This window comes from Vitiosangium sp. GDMCC 1.1324, from assembly GCF_003044305.1.
In the GTDB taxonomy this organism is placed as follows: domain Bacteria; phylum Myxococcota; class Myxococcia; order Myxococcales; family Myxococcaceae; genus Archangium.
In genome coordinates, this window is sequence record NZ_PZOX01000011.1 from 81,070 (window position 1) to 99,133 (window position 18,064).

At 69.0% G+C, this 18,064-nt stretch carries 11 protein-coding genes; 6 read left to right on the plus strand and 5 right to left on the minus strand.

The window, feature by feature from the left end; all coding sequences use genetic code 11:
* Window positions 1-11 precede the first annotated feature (11 nt).
* Complete coding sequence (locus DAT35_RS29430; RefSeq protein WP_158501933.1) at window positions 12-1,910, plus strand: di-heme oxidoredictase family protein; 1,899 nt, start codon at window positions 12-14, stop codon at window positions 1,908-1,910.
* Window positions 1,911-2,042: 132 nt separating this feature from the next.
* Here the strand turns inward: DAT35_RS29430 and DAT35_RS29435 are convergent, their stop codons facing one another.
* On the minus strand, window positions 2,043-3,350 hold the full coding sequence (locus DAT35_RS29435; protein ID WP_108071152.1) for a hypothetical protein: 1,308 nt from the start codon (window positions 3,348-3,350) through the stop codon (window positions 2,043-2,045).
* Between the two features lie 155 nt (window positions 3,351-3,505).
* On the opposite strand from DAT35_RS29435, the gene DAT35_RS62150 reads away from it, so the two are divergent.
* The 3 genes from DAT35_RS62150 (at window position 3,506) to DAT35_RS29450 (ending at window position 7,952) form a co-directional block, all read left to right on the plus strand.
* Window positions 3,506-3,634: a hypothetical protein gene (locus DAT35_RS62150; protein ID WP_304466072.1), complete on the plus strand. Its 129-nt coding sequence runs from the start codon at window positions 3,506-3,508 to the stop codon at window positions 3,632-3,634.
* A 125-nt stretch (window positions 3,635-3,759) separates the two neighbouring features.
* Window positions 3,760-6,642 (plus strand): OmpA family protein, encoded by a 2,883-nt coding sequence (locus tag DAT35_RS29445; protein WP_108071153.1) that lies wholly within the window; start codon window positions 3,760-3,762, stop codon window positions 6,640-6,642.
* 695 nt (window positions 6,643-7,337) lie between these two features.
* Window positions 7,338-7,952: a hypothetical protein gene (locus DAT35_RS29450; protein WP_146209929.1), complete on the plus strand. Its 615-nt coding sequence runs from the start codon at window positions 7,338-7,340 to the stop codon at window positions 7,950-7,952.
* 220 nt (window positions 7,953-8,172) lie between these two features.
* Here DAT35_RS29450 and DAT35_RS29455 read toward each other — a convergent pair whose 3' ends face one another.
* Window positions 8,173-10,638, minus strand: coding sequence for a WD40 repeat domain-containing protein (locus tag DAT35_RS29455; RefSeq protein WP_108071551.1), 2,466 nt, complete (start codon window positions 10,636-10,638; stop codon window positions 8,173-8,175).
* A gap of 611 nt (window positions 10,639-11,249) precedes the next feature.
* Between DAT35_RS29455 and DAT35_RS29460 the strand changes: the two genes are divergently transcribed.
* The gene (locus DAT35_RS29460) at window positions 11,250-14,144 is read left to right on the plus strand and encodes a kelch repeat-containing protein (RefSeq protein WP_233261783.1); all 2,895 of its coding nucleotides are present in this window, start codon (window positions 11,250-11,252) and stop codon (window positions 14,142-14,144) included.
* A 289-nt stretch (window positions 14,145-14,433) separates the two neighbouring features.
* On the opposite strand, the gene DAT35_RS29470 is transcribed toward DAT35_RS29460, so the two are convergent.
* From DAT35_RS29470 to DAT35_RS62155, 3 genes are all read right to left on the minus strand, one after another.
* Window positions 14,434-14,724, minus strand: coding sequence for a hypothetical protein (locus tag DAT35_RS29470; RefSeq protein ID WP_108071158.1), 291 nt, complete (start codon window positions 14,722-14,724; stop codon window positions 14,434-14,436).
* 221 nt (window positions 14,725-14,945) lie between these two features.
* A complete protein-coding gene (locus DAT35_RS29475) occupies window positions 14,946-15,185 on the minus strand; it encodes a transposase (protein WP_233261784.1) in 240 nt (79 codons plus the stop codon).
* Window positions 15,186-15,412: 227 nt separating this feature from the next.
* Entirely contained in the window at window positions 15,413-16,024 is a 612-nt protein-coding gene (locus tag DAT35_RS62155; protein ID WP_233261785.1) for a collagen-like protein, read from the minus strand.
* Between the two features lie 691 nt (window positions 16,025-16,715).
* On the opposite strand from DAT35_RS62155, the gene DAT35_RS29485 reads away from it, so the two are divergent.
* Window positions 16,716-17,798: a kelch repeat-containing protein gene (locus DAT35_RS29485; protein WP_158501934.1), complete on the plus strand. Its 1,083-nt coding sequence runs from the start codon at window positions 16,716-16,718 to the stop codon at window positions 17,796-17,798.
* Window positions 17,799-18,064 lie beyond the last annotated feature (266 nt).

An 18,064-nucleotide genomic window follows, 5' to 3' on the forward strand; every position in this document is an offset into this window, starting at 1 on the left:
GGTCGCCAAACATGCTGGTGCTGGCGCTGGTGCTCGCGGGGTGCGAGCCGATCAAGCTCGGTGGCGGCGCTGGGGTGGTGCTCGGTCCCGGCCAGCAGCAGTGCCGGCAGGCGTCGCTCCCCCGGGTGACGCCGCTGTTCGCCGAAGGCCCCGCCGAGACCGGCCCCATCATCCTCCACCGGGAGGACGGCGTCCTCGTCACTGAGGTCGCCGGGCGGGTGCGCGGCCGTCATGAGCGCGAGGAGCGCTTCGGTTCCTTCGACACGCGCTCGTTCGAGAACCGGAGCTACCGGCTCGTGGTCGAAGACGCGGTCGCGGCCGGCCGTTCCGAAATCAAGATCACGTACTACCCCATCGCCGACGTCTCGATGTACGGCCCAATCACCAACTTCCGCAGCTGGAAGATGTACGGTCTCGAGGGAAACCAGAACGGGGGCTACACCTTTCACGTCAACCAGCAGATGCGTCAGGTGTCGCCGCGCCAGCTCGAGCAGACGGTGACCGACAACGCCCGCGAAGGCCGGCCGCTCCGCGCGGGTGACATCCTCGACTTCGAGCTCGGCATCTACCTTGCCGGCGCCGATCCCAAGGATCCCGCCCCCATTGCCGGCGGGTCGTCCTATTTCTCCGACACCTTCCGCTACCAGGTCGGCCTCGGCGGCCTCACGCCAGAGACCTTCGACTCCGCCGGCATGTTGGGGCCTCCTCCCGACGCCCGCCTCGGCGGAGGCACCACCGTGCCCTTCGTCGCCCTCGCCGACGGCACCCCGGTCGAGCCGAAGTACGCGCTCTCGCAGTTGGCGCTCAACATCCAGTGGCCACACCCTCAAGGGTTTCTCGAAGGCCGCCGGCTCTTCTACACCGAGCTCGACACGGGCGCCCACGTCGAGGCGGGCAACCCGCCCCTACCGTTGCAGGGCGTGCCGGGGCCGCTGTTCAACGCCAGAAGTTGCGTCGCCTGCCATGCCTTCAACGGCCGCGGCGTGTTGCCGCCGGTGGGAGAGCAGGTGCAATCGCTGGTACTCAGGCTGACCAACGAGCCGGAATTCGGCGACCAGCTTCAGCCCCAGGAGGCCCCGGTGCGGCTCTCGCGCCTCGAGCCGCAGCCGGTGACGCTCAGTGACGGCGAGGTGGTGATGCTGCACCGGCCGGTGTTCGACGCCGGCCAGCCGCTGCGCGCGTCGGCGCGGCTGGCGCCGGCTCTGGTCGGCCTGGGGCTCCTCGAGGCGGTCGACGAAGCGACCATCCTGGCGGCCGCCGACGAGACCGACTGCGACGGGGACGGCATCTCGGGCCGCCCTGCGCTGAGCAGAGGCGCGCCGGGTGAAGAACCGCGGCTCGGCCGCTTTGGCTGGAAGGCTGAGCACCCATCGGTCTCCGCGCAGGTCGACGCCGAGCTCGAGGCCCACCTCGGAGTGGGGGAGACGGCGAGCGCGCTCAGCGGCGAAGACCGGTCTCGCCTCGTCACCTATCTGCGACTGCTCGGGGTCATACCGCAGCGCGTGACCTCGCCGGTGCAGGTCCGTCGCGGCGCCGAGGTGTTCGCCGCGGTGGGTTGTGGCGCTTGTCACCTGCGCGAGCTGACGACGGGTGGGCGCCACCCGTTCGAGGAGCTCCGTGCACAGACGGTGCACCCCTATACCGACCTGCTGCTTCACGACATGGGCGCGGGGCTGGCGGACGACTCCGGTCTGCCCGAGGCGAGTGAATGGCGCACGGCTCCACTGTGGGGCCTGGGCTTCACCGCGCAGGTGTCTGGCTCCGTCAACCTGCTGCACGATGGGCGGGCCGGCTCGGTGCTCGAGGCAGTGCTGTGGCACGGCGGGGAAGCGCAGGCGGCGCGGGACTCGGTGGTGGCGCTGCCGCGAGAAGACCGCCTGGCGCTGCTCGCCTTCCTCGACAGCCTCTAACGTGCCAAAACTCGGTGGCCGCCCCATCTCACGTCACGTGGCGACGTTGCCGCTCTTGCGCAGCAGCTCGAGCACCCTCCGCACCACAGCGGCGTCGCCGCACCGCAATGGATGACGAGCCCGCTCAACGGCTCAGGTGAACCCATTGTCATAGCGAGGCCCCGCCAGGAAGCGGGCCGCCGGCGGATTCGTCCACCGCGCGACGCGCGCGGCGTGCTCCTCTGCCGTGAGGGGCGTGAGCGGAGTCAGGGGCACAACGGCTGACCCGCTGTGCAGCCGCACCGAGGGCCTCTGCGCCATGAAGCGCTGTCCCGCTTCGGGGAGCCAGATGGTCGCAGGCTTGTCCACGCAGACCTCGATGAGGTTCGGGAAGCGCTTGGTGGATTCGAGCGCTTCCCAGGCCGCGGGATCCTTGTCGTCGCTCATGCAGATGGAGACGTAGGGCACGGGCCGGTCGATGGCGCGGATGAGCGCGGGCGTCGTTTGCAGTTGGCGCACGGCCGGGAGCAGCGCGACAGGGCCGGAGAAGATCACGCTCTCGACGATGGACCAAGCGGGGTGGCCGACGAGGGGATCGCCGGGCGCGGCGTTCCACTCCACTTCGACCGGAAGGCCGTGGTGGAACGTGCGCACGCGCTGGAAAGGACGGGCGAGGCGCGGCCGCTCGTCGTCGAGGAGCCGCTCGTGACGTTTGAGCTGGCGGTGGGTGAGGTTCTCGGCGCAATCGAGGGTGATGAATTCGCCGCGCGGGTCGCCGAGGGCAGTGAGCTCTTTCGCGCAGGCGAGGCGGAGCGCGAGATCCTCCGGATGGGCCCACACGCGGGACAGGATGGCGTCGGCGGAGCCGGCGTCCGCGGTGGGCGGGGGTGGCTTGGGCGCGACGGGGCGCACAGGGGCTACGCCGCAGGGCCAGCCGCAGAGCGCGTCCGGGTCGCCGATGTCGAGCTTCCGGTCGTCTTCGTCGAATTCGAGGCCGTCTCCCAGGTCGAGGAGCGATGGGGGATCGGAGTAGCCCTTCGCGGCGAGCGCGTCGAACCACTTGATGCAGGCGGTGAGCTCGGCCTGGGTGGACTCGAAGCGGTGGGTGTTGAAGACGAGCACGCGCGGGCGGTCGAGGCGCTTGCGGGAAACGCCGGGAGCGCAGGCCTTCTCGACCGTGGCGAGGAACGAGCGCAGCGCGGTGTCGAGCTCCGGCGTGATGTGGGGATTCAGCGCCTCGAGCCGTTCACGTGCGCGGGCGACGGCCGACGCCGCGGGGCGGCGGAGGAGCGTGTAGACGCTGCTGTCGTGCTGCGAGCGGACGGAGACGAAGTCCGCGGCGTCGAAGAAGAGAAACCAAGCCGGCGGAAGGATGCTCTTGGTCACGAAGAGCTGCCTGCCACCCAAGGCCGGGTCGAAGCTCTCGGAGTCGTAGCGCTCGAGGTAGGCGGTGATGCCCATCGCCGCGCACGCTAGCAGCGAAGCCCGGCTCCGTCGACGAGGGCAAGACGTCCAGCGCGAACGCACGGCGCAGCAGCCCCGCCTGGTCCAAGCTGGGGGCGGGCATCGACCTCTCTCTGGCACTGGTGGAGGCGGACCATGGACATGCCATCGCCATGAAGGTGGCAAAAGAGCTGGTCGTCTTCCTGACGCGGCCGGGCGGGCAGTCTCAGTTCAGCGAGCTGTTGCAGTCGCAGACGAAGGACAGCGCCGCCTTCGATGAGCTGCACCTGCGCGGTCGGTGATCGGGCGATCTGGCCAGACATCATCACGTCCAGGACGGATGCGCTCCCTCGCCATCAGCATCACCTCCCTTTCACAACGTCAGGTCGCCTGACGTCTTGCCTCAACACATTCTCGGAGCTCCGTCATGCCACCCCGTTTGTCAGCGCGCCTGCTGGCGCTGACCGCTTGCGCTGTGTTCGCGGCGGCCTGCGGCCAGCCCACCCCTGAACCTGCACTCACCGAGAGCCAGGCCCTCACGCTTACGGGCGTGGACACGGGCACCCTGGACGTGACGGCCACCGCGTCGGAGCCGCCCCAGTACTGCGAAGTGGACCCCACTGACAACAGCGCCACGGACAGCGACTTGCTCGTGCCCGCGGAGGACGTGGCGGATCTGTCGGTCACCCTGAGCGAGTCGGCGGATCCCGCGTTGGCGGGCAGCCCGCTGAGCTACACGGTGCAGGTGGCCAACACCGGCCCCGCCGCCGCCAACTACGTGTGGGTGAGCTTCCTGGTCCCGGAGGGCTCCACCTTCTCCGGTGCCACCGGGACGGGCTGGAGCTGCGAGGAGTCGGAGGGCTGGGTCACCTGCACCCGCTCGAGCCTGCCCTCCGGCGGCGCTTCCGACATCACCATCACGGTCATCCCCACGACCGAGGGCACCGTGCTCGGCGCCCTGGTGTCCGTCGTCTCTTTGGAGGAGGATCCGTCGAACGCCAACAACCACGACTTGGAGACCACGGCGATCTCGCATGAGAACGCTTCCCCGGTGAACACCGTGCCGGCCGCGCCGAGCACGCCCGAGGACACCCCGCTCGTCTTCTCCACCGCCAACGGCAACGCCTTCTCCATCGCCGACCCCGACGCGGTGAACGGGCTCATCCAGGTGACCCTCACCGTCACCCACGGCACGCTCACGCTGGACAGCACCGCGGGCTTGAAGCTCACCACCGGTGACGGGACGTCGGACACGACCATCACCTTCACGAGCATTCTGGACCTCATCAACCTGGCGCTCCAGGGCCTGACCTTCGTGCCGGACGCCAACTACAACGGCGTCGCCACCCTCACGATCACCACCAACGATCAGGGCAGCACAGGGGCGGGCGGTCCCAAGAGCGACACCGACACCGTCGAGATCAGCGTCACGCCGGTGAACGGTTCGCCAACAGAGGACTTCGAGCGCCGCGTGGTGGGCAGTGGCTGCAGCGCCGCGGGTGGGAACTGCCTGACGGGCGCCCTCTGGGTATTCCTCGCCCTGGTGGGCTTCGCCCTCTTCGGGCGTCGGGACGTCCGCAAGTCGGGGCCGCGGGTGTCCAAGGCCCTGGTCGCCCTGGGGGGCCTGGCTGTGCTGGGGGGCTCCACGCCGGCTCAGGCTCAGGCCAGCGGCTCGGCCATTGATGTCCAGCTATTCAAGCCCGCTCCGGGCAAGGAGGACGTGCTGGGCCTGCATGGCGCGGGCGTGCCGGGGAACATGAACTGGCACGCGGGGCTCTATCTCAACTACGCCCATGATCCGCTGGTCGTCATCAACCCGCGCAGCGACACGCTGCTCCAGCACCTGGTGAAGAACCAGCTCGGTTTCGACTTCATGGGCGCCATCGGCCTCGGCGAGCGCGTCGAGGTGGGAGCGGTGCTGCCGCTCAACCTCCAGCACGGCGAGCTCGACCGGCAGCCCAACCTGGAGCAGCAGTGGACGGGCGGCATCGGCGATCTGCGGCTCGTCCCCAAGGCGCTGCTGCTCTCGGGCGAGCGCCTCCGGCTGGCGCTCGCCGTGCCGGTGGTGCTCCCCACGGGCGGGGCCACGGCCCTGCGCGGTCAGGACGGTGTCGGAGTGCAGCCGCGCGTGGCCGCCGACTACGCCTTCGAGGGTGGCACCCGGCTGCTCGCCAACGTGGGCGTCAACCTGCGCAGCCGCCAGGAGCTGCTGAACCTCTCGGTGGGCAACGAGCTGGCCTATAGCCTCGGCGCCGCGATCCCGTTCCGGCTCCAGGAGCAGCAGTTCACCGGCCTGGCGTCGCTGGGGGGCGCCTTCGGACTGGGCGCCACAGGGGGAGCGGATGAGGAGGAGATCCCCCTCGAGGTGCAGGCGGGCCTCCAGTACCACTTCAGCAAGAGCGTCCTGGCCACGCTGGGGCTCGGCCGTGGCCTCACGCTCGGCTATGGCATGCCTGTCTTCCGCGTGTTCACCGGCGTCTCCTGGACCGCAGAGGAGGAGGCGGCCCGGACCCCCCCGCAGGACACCGACGGCGATGGCATCCCCGCTCCCGAGGACAAGTGCCCCACCGAGGCCGAGGATCGCGACAACTTCCAGGATGAGGATGGCTGCCCGGATCCGGACAACGACGGGGACGGCATCCTGGACGTGGCGGACCAGTGCCCGATGGGCCCGGAGGACAAGGACGGCTTCGAGGATGAGGACGGCTGCCCGGATTCGGACAACGACGGGGACGGCATCCTGGATGTGGCGGACAAGTGCCCGCTGAAGCCGGAGGACAAGGACGGCTTCCAGGATGAGGACGGCTGCCCGGATCCGGACAACGATCGGGATGGTTTCGCCGATGCCGAGGACAAGTGCCCGCTCGAGGCGGAGGTGATCAACGGCGTGACGGATGAGGACGGGTGCCCGGACGAGGGCAAGCCCGTGGTCCAGGTCCAGGACAAGAAGATCCTGATTCTCGAAAAGGTCCACTTCGCCACGAACAAGGACGTGGTGCTGGCGCGCTCGTTCCCGCTGCTGCAGCAGGTGGCGGCGGTGCTCCGGGCGAACCCGCAGCTCAAGAAGGTCCGCATCGAGGGCCACACCGACGACCGGGCCAACGACGCCTTCAACATGGATCTCTCCCAGCGGCGCGCGAACAACGTCAGGAAGCACCTGGTGGAGCAGGCGAAGATCGCTTCCGAGCGTCTGGAGTCCGTGGGCTACGGGGAGACGCAGCCCGTGGACACCAACAAGACGGCGGCGGGCCGCGAGAACAACCGCCGCGTCGCCTTCAGTATCCTCGAGGTCGAGGAAGAGTCGCCTTGACGGTGGTGCGCCCCTCTGGCCGCTCAAACAGGGCGGTGGCTGAAGTGTAACCTTCAGGGTAGGATGGCGCGGGGAGCATGAGAAGTATAGAGGCCCAGTTGAGAGCGCGCGGGGCGGTAGACAGTGGGCGCGGTGGGTCCTCGAGAGTGAGCGGAAGGTGCCGAGTCCCTCGCGGCGAATGGCTGTGGACACCCGCTGGAAGCACTCCAGGTGGACCGCGCCAGGCAGAGAGAGGTAAAGGCTGGCCAGCAAGCCGAGGTGACACTCACTGCCAGAAAGCGGCCAGCGGCGGACCTCGCGCCGGGGCGAGTGGAGGAGGAACCTGGGGCAGCTTCAAAAGCCGCAGGATGCCCCGCACAACGGGCCCATACGTCAGGTAGGCCAGCACCCGCCGCCAGCCCCCGCTCTCCGCACAGGTGAAGACTCGACAAAGGTGTCGGAGACTTCGGGTCGGAGCCTGCTGCCTTGCGAGGAGAGCGTGACCGGCAACGGGCCGACCGTCCTCCGGTTCAAGGAGGCGATCCGCAGTTGCAATGCGCTGTACGAATCCTCTGACACCTTCTGCGGCTCAAATTGGTGAGGGGGTGCAACCGTTGTTGGGAGTGGACCTTTGTTATTGTCACTCCATGGAAATACCCCACCCGCCATCTCCAGGCGCCACAGTCAGTCCCTCCATCTCGTACCGTGCCCTGGCGGTGTTCTGGCTCCTCACTGCGCTCGCCTGCTCGAGGCTGTTCGACGCGCGATTGCTCTCGGCCCTCGATGCATCCGTTCCGCTCGGACCCATGGGCGTGCGCGGAGTCGGTCTGGCCGGCGCTCTCGTGATGGCGGCCATCCTGTGGGGAGCGCTCGCGCGTCAGTCCTCCGATCGGTGGCTCAGGTACGGCTTGGCCATGGGCTTCCTCCTGGTGCCCGCGTTCTTCCTGCCGGTGTTCATCCCCCAATCCCCGGACCGGGCCTTCGTGGGCGGCGCGCTCTCGGGGCTCATCGGCATTCCGCTGGGTCTGGCCTTCCCTCGCGATCGCTCCAGCGCCATGGCCCTGCATCTGTCCATCGCCCTCGTGCTGCTCGGCTCGGCCCTCCTCTATCTGCTGGCCCTGCAGTTCCAGGCGGAGCACCTCGAATCCCTCATCGAGGGGCTGGGAGAGTGGGTCGTGTACGGGCTGCTCTTCTTCACGGCCGCCTGTCTGGTCGCTGGCCACCAGCTCGCATCCCGGTTCGCGCGATACGAGCCGGTCTACAAGTCCTTCGTAGTCGGCACGACCGGCGGCGCGCTTCTGACCATCCTGCTGCGCAGCCTCTCTCTCTGAGCGTTCTGAAGGTGCGCGCCGGGTGGGTCACCAGCCCGAACCGGCCGCGAACCCCCCCGCTTGCGCTGGCCTCGCGGACTCATTCTTGGCAGGAACTGGCGCCGCGGGGAGCAGAAATGGCCGCAGTGTCGCGGCCGGGGCGAACACACCGTGGTAGCGCGTCAGGTTCATCCGGGGCGGAGGCACCCGCGTGCCCGGAGCACGGCAACGGGTCCTGGACTCACGCCCCGCCCTGGGCGTCGTGAAGCCGCAACACATACAGGAAGTCCCGCAGGGTGCGGCCCCGGGCCACGACGAGCCCGTCGCGCAGGATGAGGTCCTCCTCCAGGACGTCCGGGAAGTGCGCCATGGGCACGGGGTCCGTCCGGCGATGGAAGGCGACGGGGTCCTCCCCCAACACCTCCCAGTACTTGCGACGCGTTACCTCCTCGGGCTCCGCGTTGCCCTGAATCACGGCGCGAGGCGCCCCCGTGGTGAGGTCGAAGAAGCGCGTGGTCTGGTCATCGGCGCGGGTGACCAGCCAATCCCCCTCCATGGCCACCGAGAACGGCATCGCCGGATGCGGCACCTCGTACAGGAGCGCTCCCGTCCCCGCGTCGAAGAGGCGCACGCGATCGTCCAGACTGCACGCGGCCACCCGGCCGCCATCGTCGGACAGCCGCACCGCGATGACAGGCTCATCGGAGGGCTGGAGGACGCGCCGGAAGCCCGCGGGCAGGTCGAAGACCTCCAGCTCCCCCGAGGCCCGGCCCACGGCGATGCGAGGCGCGCGAGCCGCCGCCGCGTACGCGGGCGCGGGCTTCAGCATCGCCTGGGTGTCGAGCACCAGCGCCCCCGTGCCCAGGTCGTGCACCATGAGCCGGGATGCCTCCGCATAGCCCGAGACGACGTAGGCCCCATCGGGCGTGAACTCCACCAGCGAGACGGGCGTCGCCGGCCCCTTCAGGGTGTGCCGCAGCTTCCCGTCCGCGACGCGCCACACCCGCACCACGCCGATTTCGATAACCGCCGCCAGCCACTGCCCGTCCGGCGAGAAGGCCATGGGCGGCTCCAGCGTCAGCTTCTTCGACGCATCACGCCCCTCCAGCGGTGGCACGGACAGCTCCCGCACCGGCACGAGGCGCTCCACGTCGATCAGCTGGACGCCCCGCCTGGAAATCTCCTCGTGGAGGCGCAGGACGGGGTAGGCGGCCAGGGCGCCGTCCGGACTGAAGCGCCAGGGCTGCAGGCCGGACTCGTTGGCGTCGGCGGGTACCGCCCGCATGTGTCCCCGGGCATCGATGGCGAAGGCCGCGTCGAACCGCTTCGCGATGGCGATGTTCCCCTCCGCCTGCCCCCAGAGGTTGACCACGCGGTGCTGCTCGGCGAGCAGGGTGGGCGGCGCGGGCGCGTGGAGCTCGCTCAGGAGCACGCCCCCGTCGGCGGCCGTCAGCGCGAAGTGCTTCAGGTCCGGCGAGAAGGCCGCGCCACGCTCGTGGCCATCCGAGGCATAGGGGCGCGTCCACAGCGTGACGCCGTCGCCCAGCTCCAGCACCTCCAGCCGGTCATACCGGAGCAGGCCCAGGCGCGACGTCCCCAGCCAGCTCACCTGGGAGTAGCGCCCCGCCCCCTTCAAGCCCTCCATCCGCTTCCAGTCCCGCGTCCGCGCCACGGCGACGCCGTCCAGGGCCGCCCAGGCCAGCCACTCACCATCCGGGCTGAAGGCCACCGTGCCGACGGACGTGTCGGAGTCCAGCCGCGCCACCTGCGCCCCCGTCTCCACGTCCCAGACGCGCACCGTGTCGTCCGAGGCCCCCGAGGCCAGCCAGCGCCCCGAGGGATGGAACGCCACGCTCAGCACCGACTGCTGGTGCCCCTGAATCGTGCGGACCTTCCTGCCCGAGGCCACGTCGTACAGGTGGATTCTCCAGCCGAGGTTGCCCACCGCGAGCAGTGTCCCCTCGGGGCTGAAGGCCACCGACGTCACCTGGCCCTCCTGGCCGGTGAAGGCATGAAGCTGCGTTCCCGTCTCCGCGTCCCAGATGCGCGCGTCGTGGTCCCTCGAGCCTGACGCCAAGCGCTTGCCGTCCGCGCTCCAGGCAATCCCTCGCACCTCGCCCTCGTGGCCCTCCATCACCAGGAGGCTCCGGGCGGTGGCCGCGTCCCAGACGCGCACGTTGTGGCCATCCGACCACGAGCCGGTGGCCAGCCGCGTCCCCGACGGGTCGAACGCCGCGCACAGCACCTGGGAGTCGTGCCAGAGGACCTCGTCCACGCCTTCGAGGGCGCCGCGCAGCGGAAGCAGGGACTCCACCCAGGACGCGCCACCCGCCGCTTCGCGCTGCCGTCGCCACTGCGCCGCCAGCGCGTGCAGGTGCGCCTCCGGGTCGCTCCAGGGCTTCGCGCCTTCCCCGGAGTAGTGCGCGGCGGCGTCGGGCGCGTCGTACCAGCGCAGCCGGTTGTAGAGACACTGGAAGAGGGCCTCGGGGTGCGCCCGCAGGAAGTCGGCGTCGAGTGCGATGGCCTTGCGCAAGACGCGCAGCGTCTTCGGGCCCACCGTGGGCCCGTCCTCCCGCAGCACGCGGGCGTCCTCGGGCGTCTGGGCGAGCGCCGAGTCCAGTGCGGCGAGCAGCGCCTCCACGCCCTGGGTGCTCAGGAGGTGTTCGAGGGTGGAGAGCTCGGTGAGGGATGCGAGGTCGTGGGGCATGGTGGGTCCTTCGCCGCGAGGCGCGAGGGGGCGCATTCTCGCGGCGACCCTCTCCCGGTTTCAATGGGCGGATTACACCTGAACCCGACTCCGTCCTTCGTCCTACCTCGGAGACGCGTTCACGCGCGGCCAGCCTCGGCGTCTTGGTGTCCCAGGTCTGGGACGTGGCGTTCCACCCATCCGGGTCATGCCGGGGTGGAGCTGCACGTTGCCGCCATCAAGTCCTCCTTGGGGGAGGTCAGAGGCGGCGGCTCGTCCAGCACCGTCTACGATCCATTGGGTCGCACAGTCTAACGGCTCTTCTGCTCTGCGCCGTCGACCTGACCAAGGAAGCGAAGCAGCTCGCTCCAGGCCTGCCGCGATGCTGTGGCGTTCAGCGCCGGTGTGCCACCCGTGGAGAAGAAGATCGGGCGAAGGAAAGTCGTAACCGTTCACCAGCTCAGGCGGTGAGCGCGAGCTGAGGTACGGGCGCGGGGTGGGTAGGAGCGAAGGCCCATGCAGGCTGCGGCGGTGCGCGGAGAGGGTCTCTGTACGGTCGCGACCCCGTCACACCCCATGCGTTAGCAAGGGCTCCTTTCGACGCACCGACGCGGCGCAAGGAGGAGGAATGTATGTATCAGAGGGGGCTCCTGCTGCTGCCCTGGCTGGCGGCTGCGTGGATGGCGATTGTCTCGGGTTGCCGGCCCGAGCAACCCGCCGATCCGGTGGGCTCGGCCCAACTGGTGGGCCGTTTCGAACACGCCGGCTTCGGGAGCGACGTGACACGGGTGACGGTCACGCTCACGGCGCCGGACCTGGCCGCTTCGCGCAGCCTGGAGCTGACACAGGATGGCGGCGAGTGGAGCGGGACCCTCACGAAGATTCCCGCGGGTGAGGAGCGCACCTTCACCGCGGAGGCCTTCGGCGCGGACGGTTCGAAGAGGTACGCGGGGCAGGTCTCGGGCATCACCATCCCCGCCGGAAAGACGGTGGAGGTCACCCTCCTCCTGCACTCGCTGAACAGGGTGCCCCAGGTGGCGAGCGTCACCGCCACGCCCTCGACCGTGGAGGTCGGCGAGGCCACCACCGTGAAGGTCACCGCCTCCGACGAGGACGGGGACGCGCTGATGTACCAGTGGAGCGCGTCGGGGTGCTCGGGAACCTGGGTGGATGCCACCTCGGCGACCGCCCGGTTCACACCCGAGGCCGTGCCCCCGGGTGGCTCCTGTGACTGCCAGCTGAGCGTCACGGTGAACGATGCTCGCGGGGGAGTGGCCCAGGGCGAGAAGAGCCTCTGCGTGGAGGCGCAACCTCCCGTGTACGCGCCGCCCGAGGTGGTGCACACCTCTCAGTCTTCCCCCACCGTGCCGGAGAGCGGCACCGTGACGCTGCGGGTGGAGGCGAGGGATCCGCAGGACAGCGCGCTCGGCTTCACGTGGGCGGCGAGCGTGGGGACGCTGGGCGCGCCAACGAGCACCGCCTCGGCGAGTGAGGTTGTCTGGACGGCGCCCGCGTGCGTGTCGGGTCAACAACCCGTGTCCATCACGGTCACGGTGAGCAACGCGCTGGGGCTGTCCACGTCCGCGGCCTTTACGCTCCGGGGGGCACCGGAATGCCTGCCCTCCGGCTCATGGTCCGCCGTGGGCGGGTTGAGCTGGGCCCGTGAGTCCCATACGGCGACGCTGCTGCCCTCGGGCAAGGTGCTGGTGATCGGCGGAGCGTTCTGGCCTACCGACGTCCGGATGACGGAAATGTACGATCCGGCGACGGAGCTGTCCCTCCTCGGGGGGCCGCTGGTGGAGCTCCGCACGTTCCACACCGCCACGCTATTGCCCTCGGGCAAGGTGCTGGTGGCGGGGGGTGGAACCGCGTCGGCGGAGCTGTATGACCCGGCGACGCGGACGTCGACCTTGACGGGCTCCATGGCCGAGGTCCGTTCCTCGCACACGGCGACGCTGCTGCCCTCGGGCAAGGTGCTGGTGGTGGGGGGGCATGACGTGAAGGGCACGGGCCTCGCGACGGCGGAGCTGTACGATCCGGCGACGGGCACGTGGAGCCCGGCGGGAACCCTGGCCGCGCCGCACCAGGCACATACGGCGACGCTGCTGCCCTCGGGCCAGGTGCTGGTGGCGGGGGGCGCGACGACGGCGGTGGAACTGTACGAGCCCGGCTCGGGAACGTGGAGCTCCACCGCGGCCCTGGGAGACGCCCGGTCCTGGCACGCCGCGGCGCTCCTTCCCTCGGGAAGCGTGCTGGTGGTGGGCGGACAGGCCACGAACACGACGCTGGCGACGGCGCAGGTGTATGACCCGGCGACGGGGACGTGGACCTCGACAGGAGTCATGGCCGAGCCTCGCGAGCACCTCACGGCCACGGTGCTGGAATCGGGTCGGGTGCTGGTGGCCGCGGGACAGAACCAGTACATGGGCTCCAGCAAGGCGGAGCTGTACGACCCGGAAATGGGGACCTGGACGTCCGCCGGCACGCTCTATATGGGCCGGGGCCTGGCCACGGCGACGCTGTTGCCCTCGGGCAAGGTGCTGCTCCTCGGCGGCCTGAGCGACTCCTTCAACGCGGAGGTATATGACCCGGTGAAGAGGACCTGGAGAACCTCCTCCACCCCCGGGATCACCGGCCGCCACAACCACACGGCGACGCTGCTGCCCTCGGGAGAGGTGCTGGTTGCCGGAGGCCGTGCGGACCGGGCGGAGCTGTACAACCCGGTGATGAGGACCTGGAAGTCCGCGGGTTTCATCTCCGAGCACTCGGGAGGCACGGCGACGCTGTTGCCGTCGGGCAAGGTGCTGCTGGCCGGAGGGGACCCCTACTTCTCCGATCCCCCGGTGGAGCTGTACGACCCGGCGACGGACAGGTGGACCTATCTGCCCTCCATGAACCAATCGCGCTCCGGGCACACGGCGACGCTGCTGCCCTCGGGCAAGGTGCTGGTAGCGGGAGGTGGCTCGGCCACGGCGGAGCTGTACGACCCGGCGACGAACACGTGGACCCCGACAGGCGACATGGCTGTCTATCGCTTCGGGCACACGGCGACGCTGCTGCCCTCGGGCAAGGTGCTGGTGGCGGGAGGTGGCTCGGCCACGGTGGAGCTGTACGACCCGGAGTCGGGTACGTGGTCCGCCACCGCGCCGCTGCGGACCTCTCGCTCCAGACAGACGGCGACGCTGCTGCCCTCGGGCAAGGTGCTGGTGACAGGAGGCGGCTCGGCCAGCGCGGACGTGTATGACCCCGCGACGAGCACGTGGACCCCGACAGGTGACATGGCCCAGTCCCGCTTCGGACACACGGCGACGCTGCTGTCCTCGGGCAAGGTGCTGGTGGTGGGGGGCTGTGCCTCCCTCACCGCCAGCGTGGAGCTGTACGACCCGGAGACGGGCACGTGGACCGTCGCGGAGGATGCCGGCCAGCTCCAATCGGGCCACACCGCGACCCCGCTGCCCTCCGGACAGGTGCTGGTGGTGGGCGGCCCCGCCTACTGGATGATCCCGGCGGTGCTCTACAACCCCTGACCGGGTCTCCGACTCCACCCGCCTCCGGTTCAACAGACAGCGGTAGTCGTACGAGCCCATGGGCTGGCGAAGTTACATCGAGGCCCACACCCATAAGCGTCGTGTGTGGGATCGAAGATGCCCCGCTCACTCCACCGTCTGTCGTCTGTACCTGCGACGCGCTCCCGCCGTCTCTCGTCACCGACACGGTGACAGCTCCCGCCTGCGCGGCGCGGAAGAAGAACTGCGCCTCCTGCTGCGGCGCCTCCAGCTTCAACTCCGCGCCCGCGCCCGACGCTGGCAGCGCCAGTTATCCGCAGTAGCCGCCGTCGCCGTACTTGTTGCAGTAGTCGATGCAGATGGAAGGCGCGCCGGGGGTGCGGCATTCGCTGCCGTCGCAACAAATCATGCTGAACCATTCAGCGTGCTTCTTGCCCTCATCGGACTGGCCGCACTTCTTCGCACACTCGTCAGCGGAACCGGTGCACGCGGTGCCGTCGGCGCACGCGATGTGCACCTCTCCGTTTCCGTCGGTCGTGGTGCCTCCACAACCCGCCAGCATCCCCGCTGCCATCAACCCTGCGATGATTGTCCTGAGCATACTGTGATGTGTCTCCTTGGGTGGGCACTGCGCGGGCCATGTTAATCGAGGTGGCCTGCCCTAGGTGGAAGGAAATGGACCTCACCGAATGAATCGGAAAGGACAGCGTCCACTGTCGACAAGGCACGTGCGGCAGCACCCGCTCCACTCCCTCAAGAGGCAGTGGGGGATGCGCCGCCTGGGTGATGAAGCACCGTGACAATCTAGCCCCGCACAGGATGCTACAGGGCCGGTGCACACAGCGGCGCCTTCTGCGAGGTGGGTCGCCTGCTCCAGAGAGGCCAGGTGATGCGGCCATCCTCCGCTCGTGACAACCGCTCCAGCGCCAGCGCGCCCCGCGCCCCGTTGCAGCACAGCCGCTCCAGGCCCTGCCTGTCATTGGCATGCAGATGCGTGTTGGCGTGTAGGGAGAAGCCCTCCAGCAAGGCGCACCGGGATTGCTTTCGGGGAGGGGGCCGCACGTCCACCTCCGTCCAGCGCCACTACGGATTCTATTGCGACATTCGAGATGGGCAGCTCGACGGGGTGACCACCGAGCTGGGAAACCGTCTGGGACGACAGCCTTCCTCTCTCGAGAGCGGTCTGAAATCACTTTTCAATGCACCGCATGCTCCAGCCGGCGGAAACGAGTCTGGCAGCGGGAGGGGGTGAGGCGGGGTTCGTGCCGCACCGCCTGGAGACCCGGAGGCTACTGCACGACGAGGCGGAAGGGGCCCACGAAGTTGATGGTGGGCCTGACGATGGGCGTCGCGGGCAGAGTGTCCGCCGGCGGCACGCCCTTGTGCTCGGTCTCATACGTGAAGTTGGTGCAAGCCCCCGCGCTGCTCCGGAAGGACTTGCTCTGGACCGTCGTGGGGGTGAACGTATCGGGCAGGGTCCGGAATGTATCGGGGGGGTCGCCAGCCACCGAGAACACGATCCGGGGCAGGCGGGTTGCGGTGATATACGCAGTGCCCGTGCAACCGACGCCGTCGTAGACGATGTCAGCCGATTGCTTCAGGATATTTCCGGTCGACTCATCCAGAAGCCAGATGAGGCCCCTGGAATCGAAATAGGGCACCGCGTCTTTCACGCGCACTCCCGGGCCGATCAACGTGTTGTTCGCATCCCGCCACACGGCGACAGGGAGCGAAGTGCCGGCGGGACCCTGGGGGCCCGTGTCTCCCTTGGGACCCTGGGGCCCCGTGTCTCCCCTGGGACCCTGGGGGCCCGTATCTCCCTTGGGACCCTGGCTCTCGGTGCAGGCAACCAGCCCTCCCAGCAGCATCGCTACGGCGAACATCCTGGATTGACGCATCATGCCTCCTCGGCATCGAAGACCGCGCGGGCACTCTGCACAGCACATCCAGGATGGCAAGGATTTTGCCCCCCCTACGCGGTTGCGTGAGAGAGGGATTGAGACTCGGAGGAGCGGACGATCGTCCGCCCCGAACGTCGGGGCGAGGGCGCGCACTCTGGCTCACCCGGGAGGCGCTGGCTACGGCGACGGCGCGCTCGTGCAGCCTCGCACGGCCCGCGGGCAAAAGACGGGCAACCTCCCGGACATTCTCGGAAGTGCGCGAGCGTAAAAGAGCGTAGGCTCCGTAGTTTTGACCCTGTGTGAGCGTTCACCGCCGCGGAGAATCCGGGCGGTGGTCGCCATGCAAGCGAAGAGGAGGGGCTCCGCTAAAGGCTCAATCTGTCACGACCAGCCCTTCTGGGGTGTGGCGGCAGGCGCCGGGTGCTGGCGTAGTTGGCGGCTCCCGTCAGCAGCCCTCCTCCGTCCCTCGGCCGCCCGCCCACTGCCCTTCACAGTTCCCCAATCCCTCCTCTATGCCGGGAGTGGTGAGCGTCAGTTCCATGCGCGAAGGAGGCGAACCTGTAGCCGAAGGTCGGTGGGCACACGTAGTACGGGAGTACAATTGTATCCGCTTTTTCTTGTATCCCTGGGACTCTTCCTGGATCCTCCAGCACGCTCACCGGGAGCGCCACCACATCTGGGAAGAGGACGCATGTACAAGACGACCCGTTTGTCATTGCTGCTGGCTGGATTCGTTTCCTTCACCGTCGGCTGTCAGCCCGAGGAGCCCGGACACGCGTTCCTCCCCGAGCTGAAGACCCACGCGGCCGCGCTCGAGGGGCAGGTGGGCACCTGGGCCGTCAATGCCTCCCTGTCGAGCCCGCGCTGGAACCACAGCGCGACGGTCATCAGCAGCACGGGCGAGGTGCTGGTGGTGGGTGACACCACGGCGGCGCTGTACGACCCCTACGCCAATGCGTGGAGGGCCGCCGCGCCTCCGAGCGTCTCGCGCACCCGGCACTCCGCGACGAGGCTCGATTCGGGCAAGGTGCTGGTGGCCGGTGGCTTCACCGGCAAAAAACCCGTCTACTGGCGCAACAGCTCCGAGCTGTACGATCCGGCCACGAACACGTGGGCTTCCACGGGGAGCCTGTCCATGCCCCGCGGCGACCACACGGCGACCCTGCTCGATTCGGGCAAGGTGCTGGTGGTGGGCGGCGTCTCCACCTTCGATTACCCGACGAACGCGGAGCTGTACGACCCGGAGACGGGCACCTGGAACTCGGGGGGCAGCACCCTGTACGGCCCGCGCCAGGGACACACCGCGACGGTGCTCTACGGCGGCAAGGTGCTGGTGACGGGCGGCACGAACCCGTGCTGCGTCCTCCAGGACGCGCAGGTGTATGACCCGGACACGAACTCCTGGCGGCCTGCCGCCTTCCCGTTGCACGCGCGCTCGGGCCATGTCGCGGTCCGGCTCTACTCGGGCATTGTGATGGTCCTCGGTGGCGGAGATGACTCCGTGGACATGTACGACCCGTACAACAACCAGTGGTTCGCCGGCCCCTCCCTCCCCAACGGTGGCTCGGCCGTCAGCGCCACGCTGCTCTACTCGGGCGAGGTGCTCGTCACGAACAGCAACGGTCAGGCGTCTCTGTACGACCCCTCGACGAACACGTGGCTGTCCGCGGGCACGCAGCCCGTGGCTCGCGCGGGCCAGGTCGCGACGCTGCTGCACACCGGCGAGGTGCTGCTCGTGGGCAGTGGAACCAGCGTGGATCGCTACGCCCGCTGAAGCCGCGCTCCCACCCAAAGTTCCACTGCTCATCGGAGAAGCCTCCTCAAGAGCCCGTCAAGCCCATCATCCAGGGCACACCGGTGCGGCCATGACAGCACAGTCGCCAGCAGGCGATGGACCGCAAGCTGGCGACTCGAGTCAACCACGTGCCCTTCTGGGGTCGTCTACGACAACGTCAGGTGGCGGCCGTTGCAGAGGCCGAACGGGAACCCCGCCCCACGAATGTTCGTCTTGATCTTCATGTGTTTGCTCCTTGTTTGTGC

What these genes read in the sequence shown, in the direction of transcription:
- DAT35_RS62150 (WP_304466072.1), top strand. Translation starts at nt 3,506, where the DNA reads ATGAAGGTGGCAAAAGAGCTGGTCGTCTTCCTGACGCGGCCGGGCGGG.
- DAT35_RS29485 (WP_158501934.1), top strand. Translation starts at nt 16,716, where the DNA reads ATGTACAAGACGACCCGTTTGTCATTGCTGCTGGCTGGATTCGTTTCC.
- DAT35_RS29445 (WP_108071153.1), top strand. Translation starts at nt 3,760, where the DNA reads ATGCCACCCCGTTTGTCAGCGCGCCTGCTGGCGCTGACCGCTTGCGCT.
- DAT35_RS29430 (WP_158501933.1), top strand. Translation starts at nt 12, where the DNA reads ATGCTGGTGCTGGCGCTGGTGCTCGCGGGGTGCGAGCCGATCAAGCTC.
- DAT35_RS29470 (WP_108071158.1), bottom strand. Translation starts at nt 14,724, where the DNA reads ATGCTCAGGACAATCATCGCAGGGTTGATGGCAGCGGGGATGCTGGCG.
- DAT35_RS62155 (WP_233261785.1), bottom strand. Translation starts at nt 16,024, where the DNA reads ATGATGCGTCAATCCAGGATGTTCGCCGTAGCGATGCTGCTGGGAGGG.
- DAT35_RS29455 (WP_108071551.1), bottom strand. Translation starts at nt 10,638, where the DNA reads ATGCCCCACGACCTCGCATCCCTCACCGAGCTCTCCACCCTCGAACAC.
- DAT35_RS29435 (WP_108071152.1), bottom strand. Translation starts at nt 3,350, where the DNA reads ATGGGCATCACCGCCTACCTCGAGCGCTACGACTCCGAGAGCTTCGAC.
- DAT35_RS29460 (WP_233261783.1), top strand. Translation starts at nt 11,250, where the DNA reads ATGTATCAGAGGGGGCTCCTGCTGCTGCCCTGGCTGGCGGCTGCGTGG.